Below are 14,533 nucleotides of genomic sequence, written 5' to 3'. Positions count from 1 at the left end.
CCCCCTAGGTTAAGCGACTCCTTCAGTAGATTTACCGATGCACTTAACTCGCCTGGCAAGGGGCTGATTTCATGCGTTCAGCACGACGAGGAGTCATGGCGGTCGGAGTGACCGTCGCCCTCACGGCGGTACTCGCCGCCGCCCCCGGCAGCGCGGCCGCGGACCCGACGGCGCCCCCCACGGCCCGGGTCGAGGTCGAGATACCGGGGCCGGAACACGGGACGTCCGCCGGATCCGGCCACACACATGTGCCGGCGGAGGGCCGGAACCGGGCGGCCTCCCGCCTGACGGCGCCCGAGGTGGCCGCCGACGGCGAGGTGGCCAGGATGGTCGACAACGGTCCCACCGCCGACCGGCTCGACATCGTCGTCGTCGGAGACGGCTACACCGTCGCCGAACTGCCCCGCTTCCACGCCGACGCCCAGCGGAAATGGGCCGAGCTGACGGCCGTCGAGCCGTACACCACCTACCGCGGCCTCTTCAACGTCTGGACCGTAGACGCCGTTTCGAACGAGTCCGGCGTCTCCGGCGACCCCTCTCCCGACACCGTCCGGGACACGGCTCTCGGCTCGTACTTCTGGTGCGACACGATCGAGCGGCTGCTCTGCATCGACCAGGACAAGGTCGACGGATACGTCGCGAAGGCGCCGGAGGCCGACCTGGTACTCGTCCTCGCCAACAGCACGAAGTACGGCGGCGCGGGCTACAACGAGCGCAGTGAGACCCTCGGCTACGAGGGCATATCAACGGCCTCGGCGGGCAACGAGAAGTCCGGCCAGGTCGCGATCCACGAGACCGGCCACTCCCTGGGCAAGCTCGCCGACGAGTACTTCTACCCCGACTACCCCGGCTACGAGCGGTACCTGGGTCCCGAGCCGGCGGACTCCAACATCACCACCCTCGCTGCCGACGACATGGCCGACCGGGGCACCAAGTGGCACCGCTGGCTCGGTGAGCAGTCTCCCGACGGCGGCACCGTCGGCGCGTACGAGGGCGGCGGCTACTACGTCACCGGGCTGCGGCGCCCCACCGAGAACTCCCTCATGCGCTCCCTCGACAAGCCCTTCAACCTGCCCGGAGTGGAGGCGATGATCGCCGGCTTCTACCGTGAGGCGCGCATCGCCTCCCCCGTCACGGCCACCGATCGCACCCTCCGCGCGGGCGACACCGCCAAAGCCCTCGTACCCCGGCTGACGGGGGCGGACGGGCGTCAGCTCACGATCCGCTGGCATCTGGACGGGCGGGAGGTGAAGTCCCTCGCGGGCCGCACCGAGGTACGCGTGTCCGACCCGGCCCTGCGGCTGCTCGACCGTCGGAGGCACACACTGTCACTCACGGCCGAGGACCGTACGCCCTCGGTGCGGGACCGCGGCATCGCCCGGACGATGAGGTCCACGGTCAGCTGGACCGTCCGGCTCTGACGGTCTCCGGCGGGCATCCGCCACGGTTCGTGACACGGCCGTCCGGCCGTCCTGCTGAGAGGCGGCTGCAAGCACATCCCCCATCCCCCACATGCAGTGATCGGCCTTGGTCCGGTGGTCTCCTGCGAGGGTTTCGTCTCTCCCTCAGTGAACGTGTCTCCAGAGCATGCGCTTTCCGGTCGGCCTGTCAGCCGGCATTGCCCTGAGGAGAGTTCAGCCAGCGTCGGATCACCTGAAGACACACCACCCCGCCGACCACGAGCCGACGCTGCTCGCTCCCGGCCCGTCGGTCGAATACCACGCGGTAGCCCTGCAGGCCGTCCAGAGAGCGGACCGTCGAGACCGTCACCTCGGCGATCGCTCCGTCGCGATCGTCCTCCACACGCCACACCCTGCCCAGCAGGGCCTTGCGGGTGATCCGCAACGCGCCCTGCTCGGCCGTCCGTACGTCGAGCAGCCGGGTGTGGTGGAGACGGCCGGGAGAACGGACCTCGGCGATCGGATCACCCTCGGGGTCCGTCACCAGGAAACCCGGTCTGGCGATTCCACCCCTTCCGGAGACCAGGTCGACTCCCAGGACCGGGCGCTCGTCGAGGTCGTGGAGTACGTACGCGAAGGTGCCGCGCTCCTGAAGGTGCGCCAGGGCGGTGCCGTCCTCCGCCACCATGCGCATCTTCGGACCCTTGTACCGGCGCAGGACCGAACGCCTCGGCTCCGCGAGGATCACCGTGTCGAGGCCGAACATCCGGTGCACCGGGCTCGGTTCGTCGCCCCCGCTCACGCCGTAACCTCCCGCCCACGCCGCTCCCGTGGCCCGATTATGGCCGCGGCAAGGAGTGAGGAACAGCGCTGCGCACGGAGAGAGGAGAGTGCCCGCCTGCCTCGGAGGAGGGTAGGTGCTGCCCTCGCGACAGGTGTGCGGCGTTGCGCCGCGGTACGCCAGTTCGTCGTCACGGACTATCGGGCGACCTGGGTCGCCGACACGTCTCCTCGCAGGCGACTGCGGCGAGGTCGCGACGTGGGAGGAGCCCCCTGGGGGTCCAGGGGGCTCCTCCCACACCGCGAGGGGGCGGGTGGTTCCGGGTCACGCCCGGAGCAGCCGTTCCGTCACCTCTCGGTAGGTCCGCAGGGTGAGCCGGAGCTGCTCGGTGTCCTGGGACGCACGCCCTGGGTCGCCGTCCTGCTGCCATCCCGCCCGCAGGGCGATACGCCGGTCCCTCAGGGCGGCGACGAGTTGCCGTTCGGCCTCCTCGAGCAGTTCCGCCGCCTCGACCACCGAGTCGTGGGGAGAGTCGACGAAGCTCGCGAGGGCGTGGTGCAGGCGTTCTCCGAGACGGTCGCGTTCGTCGCCGCCGAGCAGCTGCCCGGCAGGGCCGTCCACGGATCCGTCTGTCGCCGGCCGGCGGTGTGCGCCCGACCGGTCGCCCGTACCGCCGCTGACCGCGTGATCGTCTCGGTCGCCATGGCCCGAGCTCCGGCCGTCGTCGGCGGTCCGGCCGTCGGCAGGCCGGTCCCTCGTGGTCCCTCCACGCGGCGCGGCAGGAGCAGGCGTACGGCTCCCGCCGCCCCGGCCGGTGGCACCGGGGCCGCCGGGGTTGCCAGGGTCGCCGGACGGGACGACAGGCTGCCGAGCGTTCGCCGACGCCGACCCGGACGTCCGGGTGGGCGGCGGGGATGCGGCGACCGGCCGTCTCGGGGACGGCGGAGCTGCGGGGGGCGGCGGTGCGGCGTCGCCATCGCGCTGGGCGGGAACGGCCACGGAAGGAGTTCCCTCGCTCCCGGCGGGCGTCGGCGCGACGGAGCCGGTCGGCGCGCCTGAGGTCCTCAGGGGCGGCGGGGGCTTCGGGGGCGGAGGGGGTGCGGATTCGCTCCGTGCGTCTCCGCCCGTGCTCTCCGCTGCCCACCGTTCCTGCTTCTCGCGTGCCATCAGGCACCACTTCCCTTCGACTTGAGGAGAGGCCCACGCCCTCGCACCGGCGTCTCGTGCCGTCGGACGTCGGCGCTCGCCGTGGGCCCGGCGACGGCCAGGGCCTCGAACAGGGCGCGCGCGTGCACCAGCGCCTCGCGCAGCTCCTCGGTGGAGGCGGACCCGGAACGCGTCGTCCGGTGGATCGTCCGCAGGCCCTCCACGTGGTGCGGATGGTGCACCGACAGGGCGGCGAGCTGTTCGTCACGCCGGTCGGGGTCCGGGAAGCCCCGGGCCGCGGCGACCCGGGTGAGGAGCTGTTCCGCGTCGGCGACGGCCTGTGTCGGCGCGTCGACGAAACGCTCCTGGAGCGTGGTCCACTGAGCGGCGTACTGCTCGCGGACCGCTGGTTCGAGCGTCAGCGGGCGGATGTGGCCGTACCGCTCGACTCGCTCACGCAGGTCGCGGTGGGCGGCTTCGACGTCGCCGCCGTGCCGTTCGAGGCTGCGATCGTACTCGGGGCCGAAGCGGCGCTTCAGGGAGCGCGTGCCGCCGCCCGTGCCCGCGCGGGCCCGGATCAGGACACCGGACGCCAGTAGCGCCGCGACCAGTGCCGCGATGATGAGAACTGTGGTCAGGGTCGACATGACTGCCTTCCTGAATGGGGACTCCTGGCTGGCTGTTCGTCACTGTTTGCTGAGCGCGCCTACGCTTCGGCTTGCCGCTTCTGGGACTGCCAAACCAGCGGGCCGGCTGCGTCACCGATCCGGCGGGCGCGGCGACGGTCGGCCCCGGCCGGGCGGCGAGGCCGGTGCCGTAGCCCTGTCACCCTCGCGCGCCCCCGGAGTCCGCACCCCGAGCCGCCCGGTCGCGTAGCGCCTTCCCGGTGCGGGACGCCCGCCGCGCCTGCCGTCGGCCAGCCCCACGCAAGTGGGCGAACGGAAGAAGTTGTCCATTATGTGAAATGCCGCCTGAGACGATTCCACCTGGTGCTAGCGTGCACCCCATGCAGCACACCGCCACCCTCGCCATGATGCGAATGATGCCCCCGCCCCCGGAGGCGCTTCGCTAGCGAAGCCGTGTGCGCGCAGGACGCGACGGACCCTCCGGAGACGGAGGGTCCGTTTTTTGTCGTCCCGGCCCCCGCCACCGAGCCTGTCGACCCTCCGCACCTCGAACCCCACCCGCCCCGTGTGTGTCCTCCCTCGACAGAAGGACGAAGTACCGCCATGCCCCTTCCCCCGGTCGTCTCCCTCACCGACTGCGCGGACCCCAACGCGCTCGCCCGCCAGTCCACCCGGATCGCCACCCTGTTCGGCTCCACGCCGACCGTCCTGCCGCTCGGCGGGCCGGACCCGGAGGGCGCCGCCGCCCTCACCCTGCTCGACCTGCTCCGCTCCACGGACCTCATCGGCGGCCCGAGCCGACCGGTCGTGGTACTCGTCAACATCGCGCCGAGGGACGGGCACTGGCCCAACGGCGTACCCTTCTGCTCCTTCCGTCACGGGAACCACCTGGTCGTCAGCACGCTGAACCAGCGGGTCCTCGCCCCACTGGCGACCTACCTGGATCTGAAGGAGGTCCAGGTCACCGATGTCCGCGAGGTCCTGGAAGCCGCCGCCGACGACTGGGCCGAGCTGACCCCGGCCGAGATCGAGGAGATGGTACGAACCCAGTTCCGCAGCCTCTGGTACGCGCCGCTGCTGGCCCGCTGGCTGGTGGACGGCCACCCCGTTCCCGCGCAGCCGACAGAGGTGCGCCCGTCCGTCGCCGCAGACGTGCGGATCGCCGTCGTCGACAACTTCGGCAACTGCAAGCTGGACCGCCCGGCCGCCGAACTCCCCGGCTACGACACCGCCGAGAGCCTTCTCGTACGCAACCGGCTCGACGGCCGCGACATCCGGGTGCGCTGTTACGAACGACTCCCCGACGTCCCGCTCGGAGAGCCCGGAATCACCGTCGGGAGTTCCGGGGTCGGATTCGCCGAACTCGTGGTCCGAGGCGGTTCCGCGGCGGAGGCATTCGGACTGCGCCAAGGCGATCGCGTATTCCATCTCACCAGCTGACATGTTATCAACGCGTGACCCCGGCAACGGTCTTCGCGATTGACGCCGGTCTCCGTGAGCCGGAATGCTGAAAGCATGTCCGGAACTCTCCTGCTGGTACGCCGCCGCCACGTGGACAACGTGCGCTGTGCAGCCGACCTGTGTCGCTGAGCGCGCAGCACCGGCCCTCCCTCCCGTACCTCTCCCGGACTCCCCTCGAAGGACCTCTGATGTCCCGTACCCGCATATCCCTGGCGACCTCCGCCGCAGCCCTCGTCGTGCTGGCGGCGGCCGGCTGCGCGCCGCAGCCGCAGAACACCCCCGAAGCGGCCGGATCCAAGAACACCGCCCGGTGCACGACCGACAACCCGAGCCTCCACAAGCGCGGCCGGCTCACCGTCGCCACCGACTCCCCCGCCTATGAACCGTGGTTCGACAGCAACACCCCGTCGAACGGAAAGGGCTTCGAAAGCGCGGTGGCCTACGCGGTGGCCGAAAAGCTGGGCTTCGAACGCGACCAGGTGAAATGGGTCGTCGAGCCTTTCGCCCATTCGTACGCCCCCGGCCCCAAGGCTTTCGACTTCGACATCAACCAGATCTCCATCACACCGCAGCGCGCGAAAGCCGTCGACTTCTCCACCAGTTACTACACGGCGAGTCAGGCCATCCTGACGCTCGACGGATCCGCATTCGCGAAGGCCACGTCCCTGAGCGCCTTCAAGGACGCCAGGATCGGGGTGCAGGTCGCGACGACCAGCTACCAGGCCGTACTCGACCAGATCAAGCCCTCGAAGCAGCCGAGTGTCTTCAGCACCACCAAGGACGAGGTGACCGCGCTGCGGAACGGTCAGATCGACGCGATCGTCACCGACCTGCCCACCGTCTTCTACCTGGCCGGGGCGGAGCTGGAGAACGGCGAGATCGTCGGCCAGTTCGGCTACGCGGGCGGCACCCCCGAGAAGTTCGGTCTGCTGCTGCCGAAGAACAGCGGGTACACCACCTGTGTCAACCAGGCCCTCGACGAGCTCAGGACCGACGGGACGCTCGCCAGGCTCACCACGCAGTGGCTCTCCGCCTCTGCGAACGTCCCCGAGCTGAAGCGATAACGGGCCGGCCGTGGACATCGGCAAGACGGCCGTACCGGACCGGTCGGCCACCTCTCCGGGCACGCTCGACACCGGCTACCGGCCCAGCGACCACGAACGGGAGCGACAGCGGTACCGCCGCTCCCGCAAGCGCCGCCACACCTGGGTCTCCACCCTCTGCACCCTGCTCGGCCTGGTGGCGGTAGGCGCGGCCGCGGTGGCCTCACCGGGCTGGGAGCGTGTCGACAGTCTGTTCTTCGACGGCGCCGAGCTCCGCTCCGCCTTCCCCGACCTCCTCCGGGGCTTCTGGCTCAACATCCAGATGTTCCTCGTAGCCGAGGTGCTGATCCTCGTCCTGGGACTGCTGATCGCCCTGGTGCGGGTGACCCGCGCACCGGGTCTCCAGCCGTTGCGACTCGCCGCCACGGTCTACGTGGACGTCTTCCGCGGCGTACCGACCCTGCTGCTGGTCTTCCTCGTCGGCTTCGGACTGCCGGCGCTGCAACTGCAGGGCACCCCCACCGAGCCCTGGCTCCTCGGCGTGATCGCCCTCACCCTCTCCTACACCGCGTACGTCGCCGAGGTGTTCCGGGCGGGACTGAACTCGGTCCACCCGGCTCAGCGGAACGCCGCCCGGGCCCTGGGCCTCAACGAGCGGCAGACCGTGCGGCACGTCGTCCTGCCCCAGGCCGTGCGCAACGTGCTGCCGCCCCTGCTCAACGACTTCATCTCCCTGCAGAAGGACACGGCACTGGTCGCCGTCCTCGGTCCGCTCGAGGCACTGCGGGCCGCGCAGATCAAGGCGGACTACGATTTCAACTACACCCCGTATCTGGGAGCGGCCCTCTTGTTCATCGCGGTGACCATCCCGCTGACCCGCTTCGCCGACCGGCTCCAGCGGCGGGCGGCCCGGCGCACCTGGGCGGAGGCGGGCCGATGAGCACGTCGCTGCTGCGCATCCGCGGCCTCCGCAAGCAGTACGGGGAGCGGCTGGTGCTGCGCTCGATCGACCTGGACGTCGCCGAACACCAGGTCGTCTGCCTGATCGGCGGCTCGGGTTCGGGCAAGTCGACCCTGCTGCGCTGTGTGGACCTGCTGGAGGTCGTCGACGACGGGACCGTCCACCTGAGCGAGACCGAGCTGACCGATCCCCGGCTCGACCCCGACGTCGCCCGCCGCCGGATCGGCATCGTCTTCCAGGCGTACAACCTCTTCCCGCACCTGAGCGTGCTGGACAACATCACGCTCGCGCCCCGCAAGGTCCACGGCGTCCCGCGCAGGAAGGCCGAGGCCTCGGCCCGCGAGCTGCTCGACCGCCTCGGACTCGCGGACAAGGCGCACGAACACCCCGACCGGCTCTCCGGCGGACAGCAGCAGCGGGCGGCGATCGCCCGCGCCCTGGCCACCGAGCCGGAGCTGCTGCTCTTCGACGAGATCACCTCGGCCCTCGATCCCGAACTGGTCGGCGAGGTCCTGGACGTCGTCGCCGACCTGAAGCGGCGCGGCCTGACCATCCTGATGGCCACCCACGAGATGGACTTCGCCCGTCGCGTCGCGGACCGGGTCTGCTTCCTGGAGGGCGGCGTGATCGTGGAGCAGGGCACTGCGGAGCAGATGCTCACCGCTCCGCGGGAGCAGGCCACGCGGCGCTTCCTCGCCCGCGCACTCGACCGTTCCTAGGTCCTGTCGAAGCCTGGCGCACCGTCGAAGTGAACCGGCCCAACGTCGACGAGGACGCGTACCGCGACATGGCCGACGCGCCACGGGAGTTCGCGGACGACCTCGCCGACGACGGCCGGCTCGCCGACGACCACGTGCAGCGCCTGCTGTCCTCCGGGCACGGGGAGGCGATGAACGCGCTCGACGAGCACGGGAGCAAGATCAAGGACACGCACCTCAAGGACATGGCGGGACGCCACCGCGCACACCCCGCTGCGCTTCCCGGGTCGGTACGCCGATCCCGAGACCGGACTGCACTACGACTTCTTCCGCCATGACGACCCCGAGGGACGACTGGCCGCCCACCCACGGCGCGGCCCGGCGCAGCGTCTGTCCGGACTTCTGCGCACCCGTCATCCGCATCGAGGGCATGCTCGCAGGACCGACGTATGGTGACGAGAAAGCCACCCACCGGCGGCAGTTCTACCGGCCCAGCCGCTACACCCGGGACACGGACGAGGAAGAGCACATGAAACACCCCGGCGTACCCGCACGGAGCCTCGCCCGCGAGGCCCTGCCCGGTATCACCGAGGCACTGGGGAACATGGACGGCCTGCTCCTGCGCGACGGCGCTCACTGGCTCGTCACCCGGCACGACGGCGTGCTCACCGTCAGCAGGGTCAGCACCGATCCTTCTCAGGTGGTCGCCGCCCGTGCCACGTGGACCGACCCGGCTGCCGACGGCTGCGACACCTACTGCTCGCCTCTGCCGGACGACGCCGTCGCCTTCAGCACCCGGGAGGCCGTCACCGTCCACGAACCCGGTGGCGCAGTCCGCTGGGAACACCGCCACCGGGACTGGCAGCATTCACCCGAGGCCTCCGGCGCGTGCACGCCCGACCCGGCCGGCCGTGTCCTTCTGGCGACCATGGCCGGACCCCCCGGGGCGGACGGGCTCTCCAAGGGCGACATCTGCCGCGCCCTCGACCTGGCCACCGGCGAGGTGCTCGCCGAACACGTCCTGCCGTCCTTCTCGGCGACGTACGCCTTCCAGCAGTTCCCGGACGCACGCCCTGAGGTCCTGCTCACCGCTTCCATGGGCCAGGACGGCACGCACTGTCTCCTGGTCACCCACACCGCCGCCGGGCTCGACATCCGGGCGGCGGGCACAGCTGAGGAACCCTGCGTCGGCCTCGGTGGGGAAGGCGTAGTGATCAGCCAGGACGTCGGCGGAGGCTACCTCTGCCGTACGCAGGACGGCGGTGACGACGTCGTCATCGAGGCCGGCGAGATTCTCCCCGAAGGGTGGGGCTTCGTCGGCCACACCCCGGGCTTCGTCGACGACAAGCGGATCCTGGTCGTGGCAGCCGAGGAGCAGTGGGCGGAGGAGGGCACCCACCTCCTCCTCGACGCCCACACGCTCGGGCCCCTCGCCCGACTCGACTACCCGCAGACGCCAGGCGTTTCCGCCGTGCCCCTCGGCGACGGAACGTGGCTCACCCACGACGACGAGACGGTGCAGCGCTGGACCACCACCTGACCCGGACCCCGGCGGTCGAACATCCCGACCGTCATCGTCGATGGTCCGGAGGCTGGTGTTGATGCGTGCCCTGAGCGAGCCGTCTCCCGGAGACACCCCGATGCACTCTGACGTGGAACAGCTCACCCACCTCGTCCCCCCGCCGACGGAGCGTCAGCCGCGGGACTGGCCCGAGGTCGAGAACCGTCTGGGCAGCGCCCTGCCGGAGGACTTCAAGGACCTCGTCGACACCTACGGCGGAGGCGTCTTCGACGAGACGATCTGGATCCTGGAGCCCGACTGCACCGACTCCGACTACGACCTCCTGGCCATGAAGGAGGAGCGCGCCGAGGTACTGGCCCGGCTGTGGGAGATCGGCCCCGAGCCCCGTCCCGAGCAGCTGGCGGCCGACGGAGCGGGGCTGCTCCCCTTCGCGTACGTCGAGGGGACCGGCGCCCACCTCTACTGGCTCACCGGCGAGAACGTGCGCCCCGAGGAGTGGACCGTCATGGCGAACGCGGGCCGGGGCCCCGAGTGGGAGTACCACCCGGTGCGCAGCACCCGGTTCATCCTGTCCGTACTCACCGGCGAGATCCGCTCCGGCATCCTCGACAACCTGCCGTCCGACGACCACGCCTTCGATCCGAACGACGAGATCCTGGGAGGCTGACGGACCTGCCTCGGGTTCGAGGTCGCATCTCGTCGCAGCCATCGACGAACGGCTGCGACGACGGATGACTGGTACGGGGCGGGCCTCGTCAGGACATGGAGGCGAGGAGTCCGATCTCGGGGGCCAGGGCTCCCGGTTGCGCAAGCGAGTGGAAGTCGGCTTCGACGGAGGCGAGGTCGAGGGCGCCCGCGCGGACCGCCCGGTACCTCACGGCGGACCACACGAACACGTCGAGGTTCTCGAAGCCCGTTCCCTCTTCGATGACTTCCTCGTCGTGGAGCCACACCGCGACCCGGCCGTCGGTGCGCATGACGTACAGGTTGCCCCCGCCGTCGGCGCCGAGGGACCACACGTCGTCGTCGCCGAGCTCCGCGGCGTGGTCGCTCTCCAGGATTGCGCAGCCGTTGGCGGCGAAGTCGAAGGCATACGACCAGTCGTAGATGTCGAGGCACTGCCTCATCGTTCCCGCGCGGACCTTTCGGTCGAACGCGGCCAGCGCCGTGGCGGCGACCTGCGGGAGTCGGGTGAGGAACGGCTCGAGGGGGCGGGTCGGGGCGGGCACCACGACCGGGGGCGCATCCGGGAACCAGCGCGCCAGGTCCGCGTCCAGACCCCGCTCCACGTACCCCGCCAGTTGATCGACAAGAAGAGGCATGCGGTCAGAGTAGCCAGCAGGGCCGCCGCCACCGGCGGGATCTCCTCCTGGCCCCGCAAGGGCGGTGCTGCCTCGCCGGGCCGTTCCGGCCGACGGCCGAGGAGATCGCCGCCGTCCCGGCCGGCGCGGATGTCGCCCGGGACGCACGCGCAGCCGTGACGCCGCGCTCCGGTCCACGTGACGCCGGGCACATCCGGGCGATGTCGGACCACGTGCGTGTTAGCGTCCGGCGGTGACTCCACAGGCTCTTGACCTGCCCGTATCCGCCGCGGTGTCCCGGCTCGACCTGTTCGGGGAGGGGTTCGTCAGCGACCCCTACCCCTGGCTGGACACCCTGCGGACCGACGCCCCCGTGCACCAGGATCCGGGCACCGGGTTGTGGCTGGTCAGCCGGTACGCCGACATCCGGCGCGTGTTGCTGGACCCGGCGGCGTTCCACCCCGACAACGCGCAGGACGCCGTCACCCCGCTGCCCGTGGGCGTGCTGCGGGTACTGGCCCGGGCCGGCTTCAGGCTTCCGCCCGCGCTCGCCAACAACGGCACCGACAGCCACCACGGGCTCCGGCGCGTGGTCACCCGGTTCTTCAACGCGCAGCGCGTCGCCGCGGCCGTCCCCGTCATCGAGCGCATCGCCGACGAACTCCTCGACGAAGCTCAGCGGCGCCTCGACGCGACCGGTTCCTGCGACCTCTTCGAGGCCTACGCCCAGATCCTGCCCTGTCGCGTGCTGATGGAGCTCCTCGGCATCGACGGTGTCGACCCCGCCGCCCTGGTCCGCTGGAGCGACGCCTCGCTGGAACTCTTCTGGGGCAGGCCCACGCCCGAGCGTCAGCTGGAGCTGGCCGTGCTCGTCGGCGAGTTCCACCAGTGGCTCACCGCGACCGTGAGCGCCGCCCCGGCAAGGCCCGGCAGCTTCGTCGAGGCGCTGACCCGCCATCGTCTGCCCGACGGCCGGCCGGTGGACGTCGGGACCGCGGTCGGCGCGTGCTTCTTCGTCTTCATCGCCGGCCAGTCCACCACCGGACAGCTCATCTCCACCACGCTGCACCGGGCTCTGGGGGAGCCGGGCCTGTGGTCGCGCGTGAGCGGGGCCGAGGAGCAGGGCCTGGCCGAGGGGTGGGTGGAGGAAGTGCTGCGCCGTGAACCGCCGGTGACCACCTGGCGCCGGGTGACCGCCGGGCCCGTGACGCTCGGGGGTGCGGACCTCCCCGCCGGCGCGCAGCTGCTGCTGATGCTCATGGGCAGCGGTTCGGACCCGGAGGTGTTCGACGGCCCGGACCGGATGTGCCCGCACCGCGAGAAGGCCCGACTCCACCTGTCCTTCGGTGTGGGCCGGCACCGCTGCCCGGGAGCCTCGTTGGCCCGTACGGAGGCCGCCGTCGCCCTCCGTACGGCCGCCCGCCGCATCCCTGACGCCCGTCTCGCCGGCGCGGACGAACGACCGCCGGTCCTCGGCCTGCTCTCCTTCCGCGCGCCCCTGCAGGTCCGCGTGACCACCTAGCAGTACCTCGTTCGCTCAGCGGCTGTCCGGCCGATCATGCGCGGGGGCGGGCTGCCCCTATTGCTGGGGCGACGACTGATGAGTTTGATCGATTTCGCCGTCGGCATTGCGCGTGAAGGTGTACTTCTCCCCCAAGACGTCTTTCATGGCGACCTTCTGGGCCGCCATCCTGCCGTGCATGTTCAGGGCGCGTTCGGCTTCGTCCTTCAGTTTCCCCGGGTCACTGAACGGCTCAGTCATGCTCACGTAGATACTTCCGCGATGCCCGCCACCCTGCAGGGCGATCTCCGGATTCGTCGTCGAGTTTCCGGTGCCCTTCGCGTTCAACCCCGCCAGCTGGTTCGCGGCTCCTTCCAGGTTGGCGCGGAGGCTGCTCATCTTGCACTGCTTGAGCTGGGAGAACTCGCCGTCGTACGACGGGAGGTCAGGACCGGGGCTGGAGCTGCTCTGCTCTTCGGCAGGTTTGGGGCGCCAGAAGGTGAGGTCCGCGCCGACCTTGCCGTCCTTCTTCGCGTTGTAGGAGGAAATCGGTCCGGGGAGTGCGGCTCTGATGGCAGGTTCCCCCAGCGCTCCGAACTGAACGAAGCATCCGCCGTCCGTGTTCAGCGCCGCGAGCCCCAGCTCCAGCTCGTAGCGGAACCCTCCTCCGCTCACCGCTGCGTGCCGGGCCACGCTTTCGACCTCCTCCATGGGGAAGGCGCGCCCCGTAGCCCTCAGGTCGTCCACAAGGGTCTGGAACTCGGCAGGAAGCGGAGCTCCTGCGGCAGGGGCGGAGGCCGCGTTCCCGACGGTGCCCGAAGCCAGGTCCCCCGCGATCTGCCGCACAAGAGCCTGAAGATTCGCGGCCGCGGAATTGTATTGCGTATCACTGTTCAGGATGAAGTCGAGAGCAGCCTGGGATTGTGCGGCGTATTGGTCCCTGGCGGCCTGGTTGCGCAGTGTCTTCATTTTGGCGGGGCTCGCTTTCAGGAGGTCTGCAAACTGCTTCGGGGTCAGCGCCCCCTGCAACTCCTCTTGATTCCTGATCGCCCTGGCCCCGAGGGTGAGCGCCCGCTGCACCGACGGGTCGGCGGGTGCGGAGGCCGGACCGGGCGCCTCCCGTCGCTCCGCGGGTTCGGCGGTGGACATCGCGCGGACGGCGTTGGCTTCGGCTTCACGTTCGAATCTGTCGGACGGGTCGGACACCTTCAGCCCCGCCCCGTTGTCCGTGCCGGTGACAGGGCCTCGGCGTTGCTGGATGACATGGGTGAGCTCGTGGGCGAGGGTGTGCCTGTCGCCTCCGCCGTCGCCGATGACGACGTGGCTGCCGGAGGTGTAGGCGCGAGCGCCCACCTCGGCGGCCGATGCCTTCGCGGCCGCGTCGTCGTGGATGCGGACGTCGGAGAAGTCCGCCCCGAGCCGGGCTTCCATATCGGCGCGGGTGGCGCTGTCCAACGGCTGACCCGGGGCGCGCAGCACGTCCGGCACGGCTGAGCGCTGCACCGGTGCCTGTTGTTCGTGCTGGTGGCCGCAACCGGCACCGTGGCTGTGCCGGTCCTGAACGGGCAGGTGGCCGGCAGCCCGCAGCATCTGGACGACGGCCTCGTTCCCGATCGTGCTCTGCAGGGCGAGGAGCCCGGTGGGCGACATTCCGCCCGCGGCCGCAGGCGGGCGGGCCGGGGCCGGTCCCTTCTTCGCGCCGGTCTTTCCGGCACTGTCCTGGCTACGCATGACAACCTCTTCACCGCTGGGAATGTGGCTCTTCATGGATAGCCGAGGGCCGGGTCCGGTTCCAGGTACCCAAGGGCACAGTTGGCGGGCTGGACGGGCACCTGCACCGCCACACTCGACCCGGCCTCTTCGTACGGACCGCCCGGGCCTGGCCGGTACCGGGGCGTCTTTCCGACAACCTCGTTCGGCGCCATGGGCAGTTGCTCTATTTTGGATCTCCTCATCCGATCGACGGGGGATCGCCACATGGCCAAGGACGAGATCGTGCACATCCACACCGACCGACCGCCCTCGTCGGCGGCTGCACTCGCCGCCCGACGCGGCCCGGGCGACCGGGCCGGCGTGTCTGCGACGCGGCAGGG

Annotated in this window: 13 protein-coding genes and 1 pseudogene; 9 read left to right on the top strand and 5 right to left on the bottom strand. The window is 70.7% G+C overall.

Annotated elements, in window-relative coordinates; genetic code table 11:
- The first annotated feature begins 95 nt into the window (after nt 1-95).
- On the top strand, nt 96-1,421 hold the full coding sequence (locus tag ACZ4XX_RS06165; RefSeq protein ID WP_468506765.1) for a M64 family metallopeptidase: 1,326 nt from the start codon (nt 96-98) through the stop codon (nt 1,419-1,421).
- A gap of 187 nt (nt 1,422-1,608) precedes the next feature.
- Here the strand turns inward: ACZ4XX_RS06165 and ACZ4XX_RS06160 are convergent, their stop codons facing one another.
- The 3 genes from ACZ4XX_RS06160 to ACZ4XX_RS06150 all read right to left on the bottom strand — a co-directional run bounded on the left by ACZ4XX_RS06160 (nt 1,609) and on the right by ACZ4XX_RS06150 (nt 3,974).
- Entirely contained in the window at nt 1,609-2,202 is a 594-nt protein-coding gene (locus tag ACZ4XX_RS06160; protein WP_468506764.1) for a hypothetical protein, read from the bottom strand.
- A gap of 303 nt (nt 2,203-2,505) precedes the next feature.
- Nucleotides 2,506-2,802 (bottom strand): hypothetical protein, encoded by a 297-nt coding sequence (locus tag ACZ4XX_RS06155; protein ID WP_468506763.1) that lies wholly within the window; start codon nt 2,800-2,802, stop codon nt 2,506-2,508.
- 545 nt (nt 2,803-3,347) lie between these two features.
- Nucleotides 3,348-3,974, bottom strand: coding sequence for a hypothetical protein (locus tag ACZ4XX_RS06150; protein ID WP_468506762.1), 627 nt, complete (start codon nt 3,972-3,974; stop codon nt 3,348-3,350).
- A 582-nt stretch (nt 3,975-4,556) separates the two neighbouring features.
- Between ACZ4XX_RS06150 and ACZ4XX_RS06145 the strand changes: the two genes are divergently transcribed.
- From ACZ4XX_RS06145 to ACZ4XX_RS06115, 7 genes and pseudogenes are all read left to right on the top strand, one after another.
- Nucleotides 4,557-5,393 carry an SAM hydroxide adenosyltransferase gene (locus ACZ4XX_RS06145; RefSeq protein ID WP_468506761.1) on the top strand — a complete coding sequence of 279 codons (837 nt, stop codon included), beginning with the start codon at nt 4,557-4,559 and terminating at the stop codon, nt 5,391-5,393.
- Nucleotides 5,394-5,602: 209 nt separating this feature from the next.
- Complete coding sequence (locus ACZ4XX_RS06140) at nt 5,603-6,478, top strand: ABC transporter substrate-binding protein (protein ID WP_468506760.1); 876 nt, start codon at nt 5,603-5,605, stop codon at nt 6,476-6,478.
- Nucleotides 6,479-6,488: 10 nt separating this feature from the next.
- Nucleotides 6,489-7,397, top strand: a complete 909-nt coding sequence (locus ACZ4XX_RS06135; protein WP_468506759.1) for an amino acid ABC transporter permease — start codon at nt 6,489-6,491, stop codon at nt 7,395-7,397.
- A complete protein-coding gene (locus ACZ4XX_RS06130) occupies nt 7,394-8,137 on the top strand; it encodes an amino acid ABC transporter ATP-binding protein (RefSeq protein WP_468506758.1) in 744 nt (247 codons plus the stop codon). Before ACZ4XX_RS06135 ends, ACZ4XX_RS06130 begins: the two co-directional genes overlap by 4 nt.
- Nucleotides 8,138-8,311: 174 nt before the next feature.
- Nucleotides 8,312-8,464: pseudogene (locus tag ACZ4XX_RS06125) on the top strand (RHS repeat-associated core domain-containing protein); the annotation flags it as partial.
- Nucleotides 8,451-9,656, top strand: coding sequence for a hypothetical protein (locus tag ACZ4XX_RS06120; RefSeq protein ID WP_468506757.1), 1,206 nt, complete (start codon nt 8,451-8,453; stop codon nt 9,654-9,656). The pseudogene ACZ4XX_RS06125 and the gene ACZ4XX_RS06120, both read left to right, overlap by 14 nt.
- A 100-nt stretch (nt 9,657-9,756) precedes the next feature.
- Nucleotides 9,757-10,305, top strand: coding sequence for an SMI1/KNR4 family protein (locus tag ACZ4XX_RS06115; protein ID WP_468506756.1), 549 nt, complete (start codon nt 9,757-9,759; stop codon nt 10,303-10,305).
- A gap of 88 nt (nt 10,306-10,393) precedes the next feature.
- Here ACZ4XX_RS06115 and ACZ4XX_RS06110 read toward each other — a convergent pair whose 3' ends face one another.
- Entirely contained in the window at nt 10,394-10,960 is a 567-nt protein-coding gene (locus ACZ4XX_RS06110; RefSeq protein WP_468506755.1) for a hypothetical protein, read from the bottom strand.
- A 232-nt stretch (nt 10,961-11,192) separates the two neighbouring features.
- Here ACZ4XX_RS06110 and ACZ4XX_RS06105 point away from each other — a divergent pair, with 232 nt between their 5' ends.
- The gene (locus tag ACZ4XX_RS06105; protein ID WP_468506754.1) at nt 11,193-12,461 is read left to right on the top strand and encodes a cytochrome P450; all 1,269 of its coding nucleotides are present in this window, start codon (nt 11,193-11,195) and stop codon (nt 12,459-12,461) included.
- A gap of 57 nt (nt 12,462-12,518) precedes the next feature.
- Here ACZ4XX_RS06105 and ACZ4XX_RS06100 read toward each other — a convergent pair whose 3' ends face one another.
- Nucleotides 12,519-14,171, bottom strand: a complete 1,653-nt coding sequence (locus ACZ4XX_RS06100) for an eCIS core domain-containing protein (protein ID WP_468506753.1) — start codon at nt 14,169-14,171, stop codon at nt 12,519-12,521.
- Between the last annotated feature and the right edge of the window lie 362 nt (nt 14,172-14,533).

The sequence above is a fragment of the Streptomyces sp. NPDC029956 genome, from assembly GCF_055574655.1.
Note: the sequence above shows the minus strand (reverse complement) of the source record. Positions and strands in the feature narration are given on the sequence as shown.